Source organism: Streptomyces sp. NPDC047081 (genome assembly GCF_040643775.1).
Taxonomy (GTDB): domain Bacteria; phylum Actinomycetota; class Actinomycetes; order Streptomycetales; family Streptomycetaceae; genus Streptomyces.
On sequence record NZ_JBEYUY010000006.1, the window covers coordinates 235,840 to 252,597 of the forward strand.

General features: G+C 69.9%; 17 protein-coding genes and 1 pseudogene. 10 read left to right on the forward strand and 8 right to left on the reverse strand.

Going from position 1 to position 16,758, the window contains the following annotated elements:
• Positions 1–106: 106 nt before the first annotated feature.
• From ABZ848_RS14045 to ABZ848_RS14060, 4 genes are all read left to right on the forward strand, one after another.
• The gene (locus ABZ848_RS14045) at positions 107–1,483 is read left to right on the forward strand and encodes a sensor domain-containing protein (protein ID WP_360830412.1); all 1,377 of its coding nucleotides are present in this window, start codon (positions 107–109) and stop codon (positions 1,481–1,483) included.
• Between the two features lie 373 nt (positions 1,484–1,856).
• Positions 1,857–2,516, forward strand: a complete 660-nt coding sequence (locus tag ABZ848_RS14050) for a response regulator transcription factor (RefSeq protein WP_277751740.1) — start codon at positions 1,857–1,859, stop codon at positions 2,514–2,516.
• A 321-nt stretch (positions 2,517–2,837) separates the two neighbouring features.
• Positions 2,838–4,781 carry a 2-oxoacid:acceptor oxidoreductase subunit alpha gene (locus ABZ848_RS14055; protein ID WP_360830414.1) on the forward strand — a complete coding sequence of 648 codons (1,944 nt, stop codon included), beginning with the start codon at positions 2,838–2,840 and terminating at the stop codon, positions 4,779–4,781.
• A complete protein-coding gene (locus tag ABZ848_RS14060) occupies positions 4,774–5,853 on the forward strand; it encodes a 2-oxoacid:ferredoxin oxidoreductase subunit beta (RefSeq protein WP_360830417.1) in 1,080 nt (359 codons plus the stop codon). The genes ABZ848_RS14055 and ABZ848_RS14060 overlap by 8 nt, the downstream gene beginning before the upstream one ends.
• Positions 5,854–5,914: 61 nt before the next feature.
• On the opposite strand, the gene ABZ848_RS14065 is transcribed toward ABZ848_RS14060, so the two are convergent.
• The 5 genes from ABZ848_RS14065 to ABZ848_RS14085 all read right to left on the reverse strand — a co-directional run bounded on the left by ABZ848_RS14065 (position 5,915) and on the right by ABZ848_RS14085 (position 8,752).
• Positions 5,915–6,163 carry a hypothetical protein gene (locus ABZ848_RS14065; RefSeq protein WP_360830420.1) on the reverse strand — a complete coding sequence of 83 codons (249 nt, stop codon included), beginning with the start codon at positions 6,161–6,163 and terminating at the stop codon, positions 5,915–5,917.
• 100 nt (positions 6,164–6,263) lie between these two features.
• On the reverse strand, positions 6,264–6,785 hold the full coding sequence (locus ABZ848_RS14070; protein WP_360830423.1) for a DUF6082 family protein: 522 nt from the start codon (positions 6,783–6,785) through the stop codon (positions 6,264–6,266).
• A 225-nt stretch (positions 6,786–7,010) separates the two neighbouring features.
• Positions 7,011–7,247 carry a hypothetical protein gene (locus tag ABZ848_RS14075; RefSeq protein WP_360830945.1) on the reverse strand — a complete coding sequence of 79 codons (237 nt, stop codon included), beginning with the start codon at positions 7,245–7,247 and terminating at the stop codon, positions 7,011–7,013.
• 282 nt (positions 7,248–7,529) lie between these two features.
• The gene (locus tag ABZ848_RS14080; RefSeq protein WP_360830426.1) at positions 7,530–8,114 is read right to left on the reverse strand and encodes a DUF6082 family protein; all 585 of its coding nucleotides are present in this window, start codon (positions 8,112–8,114) and stop codon (positions 7,530–7,532) included.
• A 227-nt stretch (positions 8,115–8,341) separates the two neighbouring features.
• Complete coding sequence (locus ABZ848_RS14085) at positions 8,342–8,752, reverse strand: helix-turn-helix domain-containing protein (protein WP_360830429.1); 411 nt, start codon at positions 8,750–8,752, stop codon at positions 8,342–8,344.
• 92 nt (positions 8,753–8,844) lie between these two features.
• Between ABZ848_RS14085 and ABZ848_RS14090 the strand changes: the two genes are divergently transcribed.
• The 4 genes and pseudogenes from ABZ848_RS14090 to ABZ848_RS14105 form a co-directional block, all read left to right on the forward strand.
• Entirely contained in the window at positions 8,845–9,699 is an 855-nt protein-coding gene (locus ABZ848_RS14090) for an SDR family oxidoreductase (protein WP_360830432.1), read from the forward strand.
• 168 nt (positions 9,700–9,867) lie between these two features.
• On the forward strand, positions 9,868–10,854 hold the full coding sequence (rarD, locus tag ABZ848_RS14095) for an EamA family transporter RarD (protein ID WP_360830434.1): 987 nt from the start codon (positions 9,868–9,870) through the stop codon (positions 10,852–10,854).
• A 31-nt stretch (positions 10,855–10,885) separates the two neighbouring features.
• On the forward strand, positions 10,886–11,362 hold the full coding sequence (locus ABZ848_RS14100) for a VOC family protein (RefSeq protein ID WP_360830437.1): 477 nt from the start codon (positions 10,886–10,888) through the stop codon (positions 11,360–11,362).
• A gap of 175 nt (positions 11,363–11,537) precedes the next feature.
• Positions 11,538–11,724 (forward strand): annotated as a pseudogene (locus tag ABZ848_RS14105) (M28 family peptidase); the annotation flags it as partial.
• Between the two features lie 9 nt (positions 11,725–11,733).
• On the opposite strand, the gene ABZ848_RS14110 reads toward ABZ848_RS14105, so the two are convergent.
• Positions 11,734–13,302 (reverse strand): tetratricopeptide repeat protein, encoded by a 1,569-nt coding sequence (locus ABZ848_RS14110; RefSeq protein WP_360830440.1) that lies wholly within the window; start codon positions 13,300–13,302, stop codon positions 11,734–11,736.
• A gap of 230 nt (positions 13,303–13,532) precedes the next feature.
• Here ABZ848_RS14110 and ABZ848_RS14115 point away from each other — a divergent pair, with 230 nt between their 5' ends.
• Both ABZ848_RS14115 and ABZ848_RS14120 read left to right on the forward strand, forming a co-directional pair.
• Entirely contained in the window at positions 13,533–14,051 is a 519-nt protein-coding gene (locus ABZ848_RS14115; RefSeq protein ID WP_360830443.1) for a DUF6668 family protein, read from the forward strand.
• A 153-nt stretch (positions 14,052–14,204) separates the two neighbouring features.
• The gene (locus tag ABZ848_RS14120) at positions 14,205–14,792 is read left to right on the forward strand and encodes an NAD(P)H-dependent oxidoreductase (protein WP_360830446.1); all 588 of its coding nucleotides are present in this window, start codon (positions 14,205–14,207) and stop codon (positions 14,790–14,792) included.
• Between the two features lie 3 nt (positions 14,793–14,795).
• Here ABZ848_RS14120 and ABZ848_RS14125 read toward each other — a convergent pair whose 3' ends face one another.
• Both ABZ848_RS14125 and ABZ848_RS14130 read right to left on the reverse strand, forming a co-directional pair.
• Positions 14,796–15,719, reverse strand: coding sequence for an ABC transporter permease (locus tag ABZ848_RS14125; RefSeq protein ID WP_360830449.1), 924 nt, complete (start codon positions 15,717–15,719; stop codon positions 14,796–14,798).
• Entirely contained in the window at positions 15,706–16,686 is a 981-nt protein-coding gene (locus ABZ848_RS14130) for an ABC transporter ATP-binding protein (protein WP_360830452.1), read from the reverse strand. The genes ABZ848_RS14125 and ABZ848_RS14130 overlap by 14 nt, the downstream gene beginning before the upstream one ends.
• Positions 16,687–16,758 lie beyond the last annotated feature (72 nt).

Consider the following 16,758-nt stretch of genomic DNA (forward strand, 5'->3'; position numbering starts at 1 on the left):
ACTCCATGGTCCGCGGACCTGCGGCGCAGGAGTGTGGAGGTACGGCGGGACAGCCGGCCGCAGCACGCGGGAGAAGCGGACGAACGAGTAGAAACGGACGACGCCGATGGCCACGGAGTACGGACAGGGCTACGGGCCTGGATACGGGTACGACAGCGGCTTCGGGGCCCCCGAGGGGGCGCGGCGGCACCGGCTGCCGGCCGGGCTGCGGGCGCCGTTCGAAGCCCGCAGCTGGCGCGAGTTCGGGTACGTGCTGCTCAGCCTGCCCATCGGCATCATGCTCTTCACGTACGCCGTCACGATGGTCGCGCTCGGCGCGGGTCTGCTGGTGACGTTCCTCGGGATTCCGGTGCTGGCGGCGGGGCTGGCCGGCTGCCGGGGCTTCGCGGCGCTGGAGCGGACGCGGGCGCGCGGCCTGCTGGACCTGGACGTCGCCGACCCCGAGCCGCTGCGGATGCGGAAGTCCGGCGTGATGGCCTGGATGGGCGCGGTCCTCAAGAGCGGCACGTCCTGGCGGACGCTGCTGTACGCGGTGCTGCAGTTCCCGTGGTCGGTGTTCTCGTTCGTGGTCGCGCTGAACTTCTGGGCGTACGGCTGGGCGTTGCTGACGTATCCGCTGTGGTTCTGGATCTTTCCGGTGTACGCCGGTCAGGGCGGGATCCAGTTGTACGGCGACGGGCAGCACTCGATCTACCTGGACAACCCCTTCGAGATCACCGTCACGGCGCTGGTGGGGCTGTTGTTCACGCTGGCCACGCCGTGGATCGTGCGGGCGCTGACGATGGTGGACCGGTTGCTGGTGCACGGGCTGCTCGGGCCGTCGCGGCTGTCGGCGCGGGTGGTGGAGCTGGAGTCGGACCGGGGAGTCGTGGTGGATACGGCGGCTGCGGACCTGCGGCGTATCGAGCGCGACCTGCATGACGGTGCGCAGGCTCGGCTGGTGGCGTTGGCCATGGATCTGGGGTTGGCGAAGGAGAAGCTCGCGGAGGATCCGCAGGCGGCGGCGCGGATGGTGGACGAGGCGCACGGTGAGGTGAAGACGGCGCTGCAGGAGTTGCGGGATCTGGCGCGGGGGATTCATCCGGCGGTGCTGACGGACCGGGGGCTGGATGCGGCGCTGTCGGCTGTTGCCTCGCGGTGCACCGTGCCGGTGCAGGTGGAGGTGGATCTGGAGGAGCGGCCGGCGCCGGCGATCGAGGGGATCGCGTACTTCACGGTGTCTGAGCTGCTGCAGAACATCAGCAAGCACTCTCGGGCCACTTGGGCGGCGGTGGATGTCTGGCGGGTGGAGAGTCGGCTGATGGTGCAGGTCCTGGACAACGGGGTGGGGGGTGCGGATGCCTCCGGCGGGGGGTCGGGGCTTGCGGGGCTGGCGGAGCGGTTGGATGCGGTTGACGGGATCCTGGTCGTGGATTCGCCGGTGGGGGGGCCTACGCGGGTGACTGCGGAGTTGCCTTGGCGGGGAGAGCGGGCGCTGGGCTGACCTGCGGTTCTTTCTCGCCCCCGCCGCCCTTGCCCGTCCCATCCCCAGGGGCTTCGCCCCTTCGACCCCACCAGGGGGCTCCGCCCCCTGGACCCCCGTCGGCCTGAACGGCCTCGTCCTCAAACTCCCCCAGAGGGGGCACCCCCAGACGGGCTGAAGTTTCGCCGGCCGGTATTGAGAAGGCACCGCCCCGTCCCGCGACCGCCCCTCCCCTGGAACGGCCCCCTCCCTCCCCTCCCGGCCGAAAGCCGTCACGCCCTGCGCGTTTTCCCGTTGATTCGCGTCTCGTCGGCGCAGGGCGATCCGAATGCTGGAATGCTGGACTACTGGCAGACGGAGTCGGGCTGGGGGGCCGGAGATCGTGGAGGACAGGGTGCGGGTGGTCATCGCCGAGGATTCGGTGCTGCTGCGGGAGGGGCTGACGCGGCTGCTGACCGACCGAGGGCACGACGTCGTCGCCGGGGTCGGGGACGGCGAGGCGCTGATCAAGACCATCACCGAACTGGACGGGCAGGGCGAGCTGCCGGACGTCGTCGTCGCGGATGTGCGGATGCCGCCGACACACACGGACGAGGGCGTGCGGGCCGCCGTACAACTGCGGAAAGCGCATCCGGGGCTCGGGGTGCTTGTCCTGTCACAGTACGTGGAGGAGCGGTACGCCACCGAACTGCTGGCCGGTTCCAGTCATGGGGTCGGATACCTGCTGAAGGACCGGGTCGCCGAGGTCCGGGAGTTCGTGGATGCCGTGGTGCGGGTGGCCCAGGGGGGTACCGCGCTGGATCCGGAGGTCGTCGCGCAGTTGCTCGGGCGCAGCCGTAAGCAGGATGTGCTGGCCGGGCTGACGCCTCGGGAGCGGGAAGTTCTGGGGCTGATGGCCGAGGGGCGGACCAATTCGGCCATAGCCCGGCAGCTCGTGGTCAGCGACGGTGCCGTGGAGAAGCACGTCAGCAACATCTTCCTGAAGCTCGGGCTGTCGCAGAGTGACGGGGATCACCGGCGTGTTCTCGCGGTCCTCACCTATCTGAACTCCTGACGGGCTGACACTGGGTCAGTAGCCGCGCGTTTCAGCCGTCAGACCAGCGTCCAGCCGAGCCAGCCCAACGCCAGTCAAGCGCCAGCCAAGCGACAGTCCAACGTCCGTCAGCCCTAGAACCGAACCAATCGCGGGGAGCGTCTTCAAGGGAAGCGCCGGGGGGCGAGAAATCATGACAAGTCAGGGCGTCCGACCGTCTCAAAAGCGTGTCCATCATGCGAATGGCCGAGGGAAGGCGACCCTAACGGACGTAGGGTTGATTTTGGGACGGTCTGCGGGAAGGCCGGTCCCAGACAGCCGCCTCGAGGGAGGTCCAGTTCAGTGACCAGCCAGGTCAGCAGGACAGCGGAGCAGGCAGACACGGATCCGGACGACGGAGCCGTCGTGGGAGAGCAGCGCAGGCCGGCCGGGACCAAGGACGTCCGCAGGCTGGACCGGGTGATCATCCGGTTCGCGGGAGACTCCGGTGACGGTATGCAGCTCACCGGCGACCGCTTCACCTCCGAGACGGCGTCGTTCGGGAACGACCTGTCGACCCTTCCGAACTTCCCCGCCGAGATCCGCGCCCCCGCCGGCACCCTGCCGGGCGTCTCCTCCTTCCAGCTCCACTTCGCCGACCACGACATCCTCACCCCGGGCGACGCGCCGAACGTCCTGGTCGCCATGAACCCGGCGGCCCTCAAGGCCAACATCGGCGATCTGCCGCGCGGCGCGGAGATCATCGTCAACACGGACGAGTTCACCAAACGGGCGATGCAGAAGGTCGGCTACGCCGCCTCGCCCCTGGAGGACGGCTCGCTCGACGGCTACAGCCTCCATCCGGTGCCGCTGACGACCCTCACGGTCGAGGCGCTCAAGGACTTCGACCTGTCCCGCAAGGAGGCCGAGCGCAGCAAGAACATGTTCGCGCTCGGGCTGCTGAGCTGGATGTACCACCGGCCGACCGAGGGCACCGAGAAGTTCCTGCGGGCCAAGTTCGCGAAGAAACCCGAGATCGCCGAGGCCAACCTGACCGCCTACCGAGCGGGCTGGAACTTCGGCGAGACGACCGAGGACTTCGCGGTCTCGTACGAGATCGCCCCGGCGACGACCGCGTTCCCACCCGGCCTCTACCGCAACATCTCCGGGAACCTGGCGTTGGCGTACGGCCTGATCGCCGCCTCCCGCCAGGCGGACCTGCCGCTGTTCCTGGGCTCGTACCCGATCACGCCGGCGTCCGACATCCTGCACGAGCTCAGCAGGCACAAGAACTTCGGGGTACGGACCTTCCAGGCCGAGGACGAGATCGCGGGCATCGGCGCGGCCCTGGGCGCGGCCTTCGGCGGTTCGCTGGCCGTGACGACGACCTCCGGTCCGGGTGTCGCGCTGAAATCGGAGACGATCGGGCTCGCGGTGTCGTTGGAGCTGCCGCTGCTCGTGATCGACATCCAGCGGGGCGGCCCGTCGACGGGGCTGCCGACCAAGACCGAGCAGGCCGATCTGCTGCAGGCCATGTTCGGGCGCAACGGCGAGGCCCCCATCCCGATCGTCGCCCCGCGCACCCCGGCCGACTGCTTCGACGCGGCGGTCGAAGCCGTCCGCATCGCGCTGACGTACCGCACCCCGGTGATGCTGCTCTCGGACGGCTACCTGGCCAACGGCTCCGAGCCCTGGCGCATCCCGGAACTGGACGAACTCCCGGACCTGACCGTGCAGTTCGCACAGGGGCCGAACCACACGCTGGACGACGGCACCGAGGTCTTCTGGCCGTACAAGCGCGACCCGCAGACCCTCGCCCGGCCTTGGGCCATCCCCGGCACGCCCGGTCTCGAACACCGCATCGGCGGCATCGAGAAGGAGGACGGGACCGGGAACATCTCGTACGCCCCCGCCAACCACGACTTCATGGTCCGCACCCGGCAGGCCAAGATCGACGGCATCGACGTACCGGATCTGGAGGTCGACGACCCGCACGAGGCGCGCACGCTGGTGCTGGGCTGGGGCTCCACGTACGGCCCGATCACCGCGGCGGTCCGCCGGCTGCGCACGGCCGGCGAGTCGATCGCGCAGGCGCATCTGCGCCACCTCAACCCCTTCCCGCGCAACCTGGGCGCGGTGCTGAAGGCGTACGACAAGGTCGTCATCCCCGAGATGAACCTCGGGCAGCTCGCCACGCTGATCCGGGCGAAGTACCTGGTCGACGCCCACTCGTACAACCAGGTGAACGGCATGCCGTTCAAGGCTGAGCAGCTCGCCACGGCTCTCAAGGAGGCCATCGATGGCTGAGACGTCCACGGAAGGCACGGGCACGATCGAGGCGCTCTCGCTCGTCCCCAAGGCCGAGGCCCGCCAGTCCATGAAGGACTTCAAGTCCGATCAGGAAGTGCGCTGGTGCCCCGGCTGCGGTGACTACGCGATCCTGGCGGCCGTCCAGGGCTTCATGCCCGAGCTCGGCCTGGCCAAGGAGAACATCGTCTTCGTCTCGGGCATCGGCTGCTCGTCCCGCTTCCCGTACTACATGAACACGTACGGCATGCACTCCATCCACGGCCGCGCACCGGCGATCGCGACGGGCCTGGCGTCGTCGCGCAGGGACCTGTCGGTGTGGGTGGTGACGGGCGACGGCGACGCGCTGTCGATCGGCGGCAACCACCTGATCCACGCCCTGCGCCGGAACGTCAACCTCAAGATCCTGCTCTTCAACAACCGGATCTACGGCCTGACGAAGGGCCAGTACAGCCCGACGTCGGAGGTCGGCAAGATCACCAAGTCGACGCCGATGGGCTCCCTGGACGCCCCCTTCAACCCGGTGTCCCTCGCGATCGGCGCGGAGGCCTCCTTCGTCGCCCGCACGATCGACTCGGACCGCAAGCACCTGACCTCGGTCCTGCGAGAGGCGGCCGCCCATCCGGGCACGGCGCTGATCGAGATCTACCAGAACTGCAACATCTTCAACGACGGCGCCTTCGAGGCTCTGAAGGACAAGCAGCAGGCGGAGGAGGCGGTGATCCGCCTGGAACACGGGCAGCCGATCCGCTTCGGCGCGGACGGTTCGCGGGGTGTGGTCCGGGATGCGGTCACGGGCGACCTGAAGGTGGTCGACGTGACGCCGGACAACGAGTCTCAGATCCTGGTCCACGACGCCCACGCGGCCTCCCCGACCACCGCCTTCGCCCTGTCCCGCCTGGCCGACCCGGACACCCTCCACCACACCCCGATCGGGGTGCTGCGGTCGGTGGACCGCCCGGTGTACGACACGCAGATGTCGGACCAGCTGGACGCGGCGATCGAACAGAACGGGAAGGGCGACCTGGCGGCGTTGCTGGCGGGTGGGGACACCTGGACGGTTGTGGGCTGACCTCACGGAACACACGGAGGGCCCGGATGCGTACGGCATCCGGGCCCTTTCCCTTGGCTCGTCAGGCGTCGGGGATGTCTGGCTTGGCTCGGAGCAGGGTTTCGCGCGTGATCACCACGATGCGCTCGTAGTCGGCCCGGCCGTGGGTGGGCAGCTCACGGTCCAGAGCGGCCGTGGCCTCGGTGCCGATCACGGCGAAATTGCCGTCGCTGAGCTCGAAGATGTCGGGGCACGAACTGCCGGTCACACTGCCCCGTTGGCGCGGCGGGGCGCCAAGACGGCGGACGATGCAGGGGGATGAGGATTCCATGCGGATCCTGTCTCCTTCCTGGGAGGACACCCAAAAAGAGGAGGACGCCCAAGGAGAGGGCGTGCCGCGGCCCGCAGAAAGCGGCTGCGGCGCCGGGAGCCTAGTCGCCCCCATCACTCGGCGGATGCCCTTTCTTCTGATCCGATTCTTCTGATCCGACGACCCACCACTCCTCGAGATCTCCCAGCCGCTCATCCACGATGGCATCGATCGCACGGCCGATGCGAGCCTCGATCGACTCCACGGGCAGGTCCGTTCGGGCCTCGGCCGTCCGCGCCCAGTACTCCACGAAGACCGGGCTCCTGATCATGATCTTCAACGCGCCGAGGAGCTCGCCCCGGTCCAGTACCCCGACCTGGTAGGCCAGTAGGACCAGGCCGTAGTGCCGGTTCGCGAAGAGCATCTGCCGACGCTTGTCCGCGGAGGTGCCGTCCAGGGGAAGCAGGGCTTCGGCCAGCACCGGGTCGTCGATCGACCGGTCCAGCGACTCCGCGACGAGACGCTGGACATGGATCTGGTTCGTGCGGTGCAGCTCCTTCGCCACCGCGGCCATGCCCTCCCCGACACCGGCGAGCGCCTTGGCGAGGCCCAGCAGGAGATCCTCTTGATCCGGTACGGCCATGTCGGAACACCCCCGCCTCCGGTGGCCGTCCGACGGCCGAGCTGTCGGAGCGGACACCGCCCCGATCGACGCCACCTCACTCTCAGCATGCCCGGATGTACAAGGCAGCGCTGGAGGCGGAAAGGGGGCGCACGGGTGGCCGAGCGTGACAACTCGTCCACCCTGTCTCGCCCGTTCACGCCGAGCCGCGGGTTGCGGGAACCAGGCAGGCGTCGCGGAGCCCTGTCAGGCGTCCGGGATGTCGCGCTTGGCGCGGAGGAGGGTCTCGCGATCGATGATGACGATGCGCTCGTAGTCGGCGCGAGCGGCGTCCGGCGGGAGGAGGGGGTCCAGGTCGGCTGTGGCTTCGGTGCCGATGACGGCGAACGTACCGTCACTCAGCTCGAAAATATCCGGACACGTCTCCATCGTTCCGCTGCCTCGCAGCTTGGGTGGATCTCCGAGACGGCGGACGACACTCAAGGACACCTGGGCTCCCTCTGCGCACCCTCTTCTCGCCCAGGCCGTCCGGACGTGTCGGCGCGGCGGCACACGAGTGTCCGCCGACGCGACAGAGCAGGATCAGCACGCAGCGGAGAAGGACCACTGAATGTGACGAATTGCCGACACGCGGGAAAGCCTTCCGCGTTGCGGCGGCGTCAGACCCCAGGCCGACGATTACACCCTGCCACACGTCAAACCAAAACATGTAACTGGCTGTAATCATGTCGGCAAGTCGACAGCCGTTCGGCCTTATCGCGCGAGTCAATCGGCACGGGATCCGGATTCCGCCGCGTCCGAGCCCGGTCGGCCCACGATCCACCACTCCTGCGGATCGTCCGCGAGCTCCTCGATCATCACGTCGACGATCGCGCCGACCTTCGCCTCCGTCGAGTCCCCCGGAATGGACCTACGGTGCTCGATCGTCCGATCCCAGTACTCGGCGAACAGCTTGTTGCGGCACAGCACACGCAGATGGCCCACGAGCTCGTCCCAGGTGTAGACCCCCACCCGGTGGGCCATCAAAAGACTTCCGAACTCCCGGTTGGCGAAAATCATCTGACGGCGCTTCGCCTCGGACAGGCCGGTGAGTGTGCTGCCCGCGTCCGCCAGTGTCGGGTCGTCGATCGCGCGGTCCATCTGGTCCAGGGTGAGGCGGTACTGCTGGATCAGGTTCGCGCGGTGGATCTCCTCGGTCATGACCCTGAGCTGACCGAGTAACTCCAGCAGGATGTCCTCCTGGCGCCGCCGACGGGAGCGCCGGGTGAACAGGGCTCGCATCAGGCCGAGTCCCGCCGTAACAGCAGAACCGATACTCCTACTACGGGCGGCCGGAGTCTGTGTGGCCATGTCAAGGCATCCCCCTGGATCCGGTGACCATGCGCCATGCGGTGGCATCGCGGGGCGACGCACGGTGGGCAAGTGCTCCGCATCCAGCGTGCCCGGTGGCTCAAGTCGGCGCGGGAGGCGGAGAGGGGGCGCATGGATGGACGTTCCGCTCATGTCAACCAACGCCCTGACATATGTGTGCCCCCTGGCGCCGTCCACATTCCTTCAGTGGGACCGGTTCCTCCGCGTCACCCCTGCTCAGCCCCCGCTTTCCGCGCGTCATACCCCTCCCGCGCCTCCTGCACCGCCGCCATCCGCTTCTGGGTCCACTCCGCCAGGCCCCGCACCTGTTCCGCCGCCTCGCGGCCCAGGTCGGTGAGGGAGTAGTCGACGCGCGGCGGGATCACCGGCTTCGCGTCGCGGTGGACCAGGCCGTCTCGTTCCAGGGTCTGGAGGGTCTGCGTGAGCATCTTCTCGCTGACCCTGCCGATCGCCCGGCGCAGTTCGCTGAAGCGGTACGGGCGGTCCAGGAGCTCGATCAGCACCAGGACGCCCCAGCGGCTGGTGACGTGTTCCAGGACCAGGCGGTACGGGCACATCGCCTCGCCGTCGCCCATGTCGTATTTGCCGACGACTGTCGGCTCCCTGCTTACGGCCATGCCAGTACCTTACTTCAAAGTGGGTACTTTCGCAGAGTTAGCGCCTCCCCTAGGGTTAGTGACATCCGCACCCCACAAGGAGATCGCAGATCATGAGCATCGTCGTCACCGGAGCCACCGGACACCTCGGCCGTCACGTCGTCGAGCAGCTGCTGGAGAAGGTTCCGGCGGAGCAGATAACGGCCGTCGTACGGGACGAGTCGAAGGCCGCCGACTTCGCCGCGCGCGGCGTCAAGCTCGCCGTCGCCGACTACAACGCCCCCGAGACCTTCGGCAGCCTCTTCTCCGCCGGCGACAAGGTGCTGCTCATCTCGGGCAACGAGTTCGACAAGGGCCGCGTCGGCCAGCACAAGGTCGTCATCGAGGCCGCCAAGGCGGCCGGCGTCGCGCTGCTCGCCTACACCAGCGCCCCGGGCACCCTGACCGCCGCCCTCGCCGACGACCACCGCGGCACCGAGGAGGCCCTCCTCGCCTCCGGCGTGCCCTACGCCCTGCTGCGCAACGGCTGGTACCACGAGAACTACACCGAGAACCTCGCCCCCGCCCTGGAGCACGGCGCCGTCGTCCAGGCCGCCGGCGACGGCCGCGTCTCCTCCGCCTCGCGCGCCGACTACGCGGCCGCCGCGGTCGCCGTACTGACCGGCGAGGGGCACGAGAACCAGACGTACGAGCTCGGCGGTGACGAGGCGTGGAGCTTCGCCGAGTACGCGGCCGAGCTGAGCAAGCAGACCGGCAAGGAGATCGTCTACAGCCCCGTCTCCGTCGAGGCCTACACCGGCATCCTGACCGGCGCCGGGCTGCCCGCGCCGCTCGCCGACGTCTTCGCCGGCGTCGACGCCTCCATCGAGAAGGGCGAGCTGGTCGTCTCCAGCGGCGACCTGTCCCGTCTGATCGGCCGGCCGACCACGCCGCTCGCCGACGCGATCACCGCGGCCGTCAAGGCCTGACCAGCGCAAACGCCGGTGCGCTGAGCTCCGGCCGTCAAGTTCCTCACCGCCACCCCCGCCTGTCATGACCGTATAGCGATACGGGCATGACAGGCGGGGGTGCTCGGCGTTACCTTCTTGCCTGCACGCGTGTGCGATGAGGCGCGAAGAGGCGAGACGGAGGTGCCCGTGACCGGGGAGTCGAAGGGTGAGCGGCGAATAGGTCTGCTGAACGGCTTCGCGGCATACGGCATGTGGGGGCTCGTGCCGCTCTTCTGGCCGTTGCTCAAGCCCGCCGGGGCGGTCGAGATCCTCGCCCATCGCATGGTCTGGTCGCTCGCCTTCGTGGGCGTCGCGCTTCTCTTCGTACGGCGCTGGGCCTGGGCCGGCGAGCTGCTGCGGCAGCCCCGGCGGCTGGCGCTGGTCACGGTGGCCGCGGCCGTCATCTCCGTCAACTGGGGCGTGTACATCTGGTCCGTGAACCACGGGCACGTGGTGGAGGCCTCGCTCGGATACTTCATCAATCCGCTGGTCACCATCGCCATGGGCGTCCTGCTGCTGAAGGAACGGCTGCGGCCCGTGCAGTGGGCGGCCGTCGGGATCGGCTTCGCCGCGGTGCTCGTACTGACCGTCGGGTACGGGCAGCCGCCGTGGATCTCCCTCGTGCTCGCCTTCTCCTTCGCCACGTACGGACTGGTGAAGAAGAAGGTCAACCTCGGCGGGATCGAGTCGCTGGCCGCGGAGACGGCTATCCAGTTCCTGCCGGCCCTCGGGTATCTGGTGTGGCTGAGTTCGCGGGGTGACCTGACCTTCGCGACCGAGGGGGCGGGACACGCGCTGCTGCTCGCGGCGACCGGGGTGGTGACCGCGCTGCCGCTCGTGTGCTTCGGGGCCGCGGCGATCCGGGTGCCGTTGTCGACGCTGGGGCTGCTGCAGTATCTGGCGCCGGTGTTCCAGTTCGTGCTGGGCATTCTGTACTTCCATGAGGCGATGCCGGCCGAGCGGTGGGCCGGGTTCGCGCTGGTGTGGGCCGCGCTGTGTCTGCTGACCTTCGACGCGTGGCGGGCGGCGCGGCGGGTGCGGGCCGAGGTGAGTGTGCCGGAGCTCTCGGCACCGGCGTCGGCGTCGACATCCACGTCGACATCGACATCGACATCGGCAGCCGTGGACGTCTGAGCGGGCCGGTGGGGGGGTGAATAGTGGGGGCATGACCGAGACGCCCGCAGTCACGCCCACGCCGCTCCACTGGAAGCTCGTCGTCGACTCCGCCGACCCGCACGCCCAGGCCGACTTCTGGGCCGCCGCGCTGCACTACGCCGTCGAGGACAACAGCGCGCTTGTACGGCGACTGCTGGACGCCGGGGCCGTGCCCGCCGAGGGCACCGTCGACTTCCACGGCCGCCCGGCCTTCCGGGACCTCATCGCCGTACGGCATCCGGACGATCCGTACGACCCGGGCAGTGGGACCGGGCTGGGGCGGCGGTTGCTGTTCCAGCGGGTGCCCGAGGCGAAGACCGTCAAGAACCGGCTGCATCTCGATCTGCATCCCGGCGCCGAGCGGCGGGACGAGGAGGTCGAGCGGCTGGAGGGGCTCGGCGCGAGCGTGCTGCGGCGGGTGCGGGAGCAGGGCGGGGAGTGGGTGGTCATGGCCGATCCGGAGGGGAACGAGTTCTGCGTGCAGTAGGCCGCGGCAGTTTCCGGGGCGGCTCGCTTCGGCGGCTTGTTCCGGCGGCTTGGTCCGGCGGCTTGTTCCGGCGGCTTGTTCCGGCGGCTTGTTCCGGCGGCTTGCTCCGCAACCGCGCGCACGGCCGCACCGGCTACAAGGCCTCGCTCGACTTTGTGTAGGCGAAGCTGGACGCGTCGGCTCCCCCAGCCCGGGCTAGTTCGTCCACGACGACGACCCGGCCATCGAGAAGCGGTACGTCGGGCAAGGCGTTCGACGGCTGCTACCACTCGGCGTGCGACACGACGTCGAACATCGACGGCACGGCCCCGGACCGCAACGGCGACGCGATCGCGTATGCGGTGTGGGAGCTGTCGTCGTAAAAGGGACTGCTACTGGGCCGACTTGCGGGCTCGTTCCGTGAGTCGGTCCATGCGGGAGCGGGCCGACTCCAGGCGTTCGATGTCCTCGGCTGCCGGGCCGTCCTCGGTGGTGAGTTCGGTCCACAGGGCGATCAGGTCGCGGCCGAGGTCCAGGCCCTGGCGGGGGTCGCGTACGGCGCGCCACGCGGAGGCCGCGCTCTGGATGTTCCCGTACGCCGCCTCCGGGTCGCCGGTGCGGCGGTGGATCCGGGCGAGGTCGAGCGAGAGCCGGAAGGCGCGGACGGGTTCGCCGGCCAAGTAGGCGATGTAGGCGCTGAGTTCACGCAACCGCAGCACCTCGGGGTGCTCGGTCCCGAGGACGGCCATCGCTTCCCCGACGGTACGTTCGGCCACCCCGGCCGCCTCGTCCACCCGCCCCGCCTTCACGGCCTCGTTGATCCGCCCCATGGGCTCCGCGAGGAACCCGGGTCCGGTCGGCGGCTCGTCCCCGAGCACGGCCTCGGCGACGGCGTCGAACCCGCGGGCGGGAGTGTGCTTCGGGTCGGGTTCGGGCTCGATGGGGAAGGCGAGAGGGGCCGGAGGGGAGGAGAGGGAGCCGGTGGAGGAGAGGGAGCCGGTGGAGGAGAGGGAGCCGGTGGAGGAGAGGGAGGACGTGGAGGAGGTGGAGGGGCCGGTGGTGATCTGCGGGCGGAGGGTGGATTCGGGGGTGGGGGCGCTGAGCGGCTCGGGTGCGGTCGACTGTTCGGGTGCGGCGGTGCGGTCGGGGCCGGGTTCGAGCGCCGGGCTGGCCTCCGGCGCTGGGCCGGCCTCCAGTGCCGGACGCTGCGGTACGGCGTCCATCACCGGCGGTGGTCCGAACTCGCCCTGGGGCGGCGCGACGGTGCCGGGAGCCCGGTCCTGGGGCGGTGCCGGCAGCGCCCGGAACCGGAACGTCGGCACGTTCTCCCCGAGCGGCTGCGGCTCGGTCACCGCCCGCAACGGGAAGGTGGGCGCACTGTCCCGCACCGGCTCCGAAACCGTCCGCATGACATGCGTCGGCTTGTCGAACCGCGGCGCGTCCTCGGGCTCCTCAGGCCGCTCGGGCGGGGAGGACGACGCGGTCCCGGGCCACTGCGGCGCGCCCTCGGGCTGAGGCTGCGGCGACGACTCGGCTGCGGGCGCCGAGGGCGGCACCTGCCCCGCCGACGGCGCGGGTGCGGGCGGTGACGCCGATGCGACGGCACGCTCGGAATCGTCCCCGGCCATGGCCACCGGCTCAGCCATGGCCACCGGCTCCCCCGCGAACGAGCTCCCGCCGTCCGCTCCCACCTCCAGTGGTACGACGTAGCCGATCCGTTCGTCGTGGATCATCGCCCGGACGGGGTGGCCCGTCGCGAGGGCGATGCGGTGGAGGTGGTTCAGGACCGTCTGCTGGATCTCCTCGCCGGCGACCGCGGGGACCGGTACGCCGCCCACCGTCGCGTCGCCCGCGCGCGGCCCGTCGGCGAGGACGCGGACGTCGATCGGCGCGGCCACGAGCGCCGCCGGCTGTGCGGCGAGCTTCTCTTCCCGCTTCTTCTCGCGGCTGAGTCGAGACATCGCTTCCCTCACTCGGATGCGTCGGCAGTGCGGCGGACGGCGCCTTCGGGTTCCATGGTGCTCCCTCCCGCCGCCGGGTTTCCGCTCCCCCGACATCAAGATCCGGTCGTACACGTACTGTTGAGTCTCTCCGGTCGCTCCCGGTTCTCACGTCACCGTGGCGTCACAGACTCGTCCCAGGAGCGGGCGCCGCCCCAGTTCGGCGGGCGTGGGGAGGGAGGAGAGCGGGCATGCGCAGGGACGTGCAGCAGGGACCGGAGATCTGGCTCCGCGGTCCGGTCGCCGTGCCGGAACCCGGGCCGCGAGACCCTGCGTACCCGGCGGCCGCCACCGCCCGGCGCTACTCCTGGGTCGGCACCCACGGCGGCGCCGGCGTCTCCACCCTCGCCACCGTCTACGGCGGCCACGACAGCGGACGCGACTGGCCCGGCCCCGACGCCCCGCGCTCGGTCCTGCTCGTCGCCCGCACCCACGCCTCCGGCCTGGCCGCCGCCGCCCGCGCCCTCGACGCGTTCCGGCTCGGGGAGGCCCCGGCCGGGCTCGACCTCGACGCACTGGTGCTGGTCGCGGACGCACCGGGCCGACTGCCGAAGCCGCTGGACCGCCACGTCCGGCAGCTCGCGTCCGTCATCGACGTGTACCGCGTGCCCTGGGTCCCCGACTGGCGCCTCGGCGACCTCGGCGGCCGCGTCCCCCGCGGGACGGAGACCTTGGCCCGCCTCACGGGGGCCACCGAGCGGCGCGGGTGAGCGAGCGGCGCGGCTGAGCGAGCGGGGCGGGTTGGGCAGCCCGCTGCCGCCGCCACGGCCGCCCCTGGACATATAGATGCGCACGCATATAATGCAGATGCGAGTAATCGTCGTACGCCTAACATCCTGTGCCCAACATCCTGGGGAGATGTCATGACCCGCCGCTTCCTGTTCGTCCTGGGCAGCAGCCGTACCGAGGGCAACACCGAGCTGCTGGCCCGCCGGGCCGCCGAGCAGTTGCCCGCGGACGTCGAGCAGCAGTGGCTCAGCCTGGCCGAGCATCCACTGCCGGACTTCGTGGACCTGCGGCGCGACAGCGACCATGTGCATCCGCCGACCGGGAGCACCCCGGCGCTGTTCCTCGACGCGACGCTCGCGGCCACCGACATCGTGATCGCCTCCCCCGTGTACTGGTACTCCGTCTCCGGCCTCACCAAGCGCTACCTCGACTACTGGTCGGGCTGGCTGCGCACACCCGGCATCGACTTCAAGGCGACACTCGCCGGCCGCACCCTCTGGGGCGTCGCCGCCCTCGCCGACGCGGAGCCGAGCGTCGCCGACCCGCTGGTCGGCACCCTCAACAACTCGGCCGCGTACATGGGGATGCGGTTCGGCGGGGTGCTGCTCGGCAACGGCAGTCGGCGTGGGGACGTGCTTGCCGACACGGACGCGTTGGCCCGCGCCAAGACCTTCTTCGCCCAGGACGCGCCTCTCGCCCGCTTCCCGTACCAGGCCGCCTGACTTCTACGCCGTGATGTCCTTCGCCGTGAACCGTGCCCAGGCCGCCGAGCCGAACACCGCGGCGTACAGGGCCTGTAGGCCTAGGTTCTTGGTCAGGTCGTCCCAGTAAACCGGGTCGCGCATCAGGTCGGCGAACGACAGCCAGTAGTGGGAGAAGAAGTACGGCTGTATCGCGTGCAGTTGGGGTATCTGGTCGAGGATCTGGACGGTGATCAGCAGGCCCACGGTCGTCGCCATCGCCGCGATGCCGCTATTGGTGAGCGTCGAGATGAACAGGCCGAGAGCCGCTATGCCTGTCAGCGACGCGGCGACCACCAAGGCGATGAGGAACGCTCGGCCCAGGCCGTCGGTGAAGCTGATCTGTGTGCCGGAGATCGTCGTCAGGTCGCCGAGTGGGAAGAGGATGGCTCCTACCGTCAGGGCCGAGATCGCCACGACCAGCGTTGCCACCAGGCAGAACGTCAGCACCGTCGCGTACTTGGTGAGCAGGAGGCGGGTGCGGCCTGCGGGGGCGACCAGGAGGTAGCGGAGTGTGCCGGCGTTCGCCTCGCCGGCTATCGCGTCGCCGGCGATGACGCCGATCGCCATTGGGAGGAAGAAGGGGAGGGTGGCGGCGAGGGCGGTGAAGACCAGGAACAGGCCGTTGTTGGTGATCTGGGAGATGAAGGCCGGGCCACCGTCGCCGCCGCGTCCGCCGGGGCCGGTCTGAGAGCCGTCGCTGGTTTCGATCTTTACCGCGATGCCGACCAGGATGGGGACGGCAGCGAGGACTGCGAGTAGGGCGAGGGTGCGCCAGCGGCGGAACGTTGTGAGTAGTTCGTTGCCGAAGAGGGTGCCACGGAGGGTTGTTCGGCGGGTGACGGGTAGTGGGGGCTTGTCGCGCAGTTCCCCGCGCCCCTTGGCGGCGTCTGCCTCAACCTGCGACATCGAAGCCCTCCCCCGTCAGCGCCACGAACGCGTCTTCCAGTGAGGCACGTTGCAGACCGAAGCCTCGGACCCGGACACCCGCCGACACCAACGCGGCGTTGACGTCCGCCAGGTCGCGGTCCGGGGGCTCTGCCGTCACCTTGTCGTCCTCGGTCGCCACATCGCTCGCGCCCTGTTCCTTCAGGACCCGGGCCGCCTCTCCCGGGTCCGGGGTCGTGACCACCAGGCGGCCGCGCGTGCCCGCTGCCAGGTCCGCCACCGGGCCCTGGGTGATCAGGCGGCCCTGGGCCATGACCGCTGCGTGGGTGCAGACCTGTTCGATCTCGTCCAGGAGGTGGGAGGAGAGGAACACCGTCGTGCCGTCGGAGGCCAACTCGCGGACCAGGGAGCGGATTTCGCGCATGCCCTGCGGGTCGAGGCCGTTGGTCGGCTCGTCCAGGACCAGGAGTTTGCGGGGCTGCAGGAGGGCGGCGGCCAGGCCCAGGCGTTGTTTCATGCCCAGGGAGTAGGCCTTGGCCTTCTTGGCGGCCGCCGCCGTCAGACCCACCCGGTCCAGTGCCTCGGCGACGCGGGCGCGCCGGGTGCGGGGGTCGGCGGTCGGGTCCGCGGCGTCGTAACGGAGGAGGTTGTCGCGGCCGGAGAGGAAGCCGTAGAGGGCGGGGCCCTCGATCAGGGCGCCTACGTGTGGGAGGACCGCGCGGGAGGCGCGGGGCATGGGGTGGCCGAGGACGCGGGCCGTGCCCGATGTGGGTTCGATCAGGCCCATCAGCATGCGGATGGTGGTGGTCTTGCCCGAGCCGTTCGGGCCGAGGAAGCCGAAGACGCTGCCCGCCGGGACGCTCAGGTCGAGGCCGTCGACGGCGAGCTGTCCGCCGCGGTAGCGCTTGGTGAGGGCGCGGGTGGCGATCACGGTCTCCCCCGCGTCCTCCTGCTCCCGGTCCGGCTCCTTGGCGGACGGCTCGTCCATCGACCCCCTCGATTCGTGCTCGTACGACCCCACATGACGACTACTCACAGTGACTACGAACGGCCGTCACGC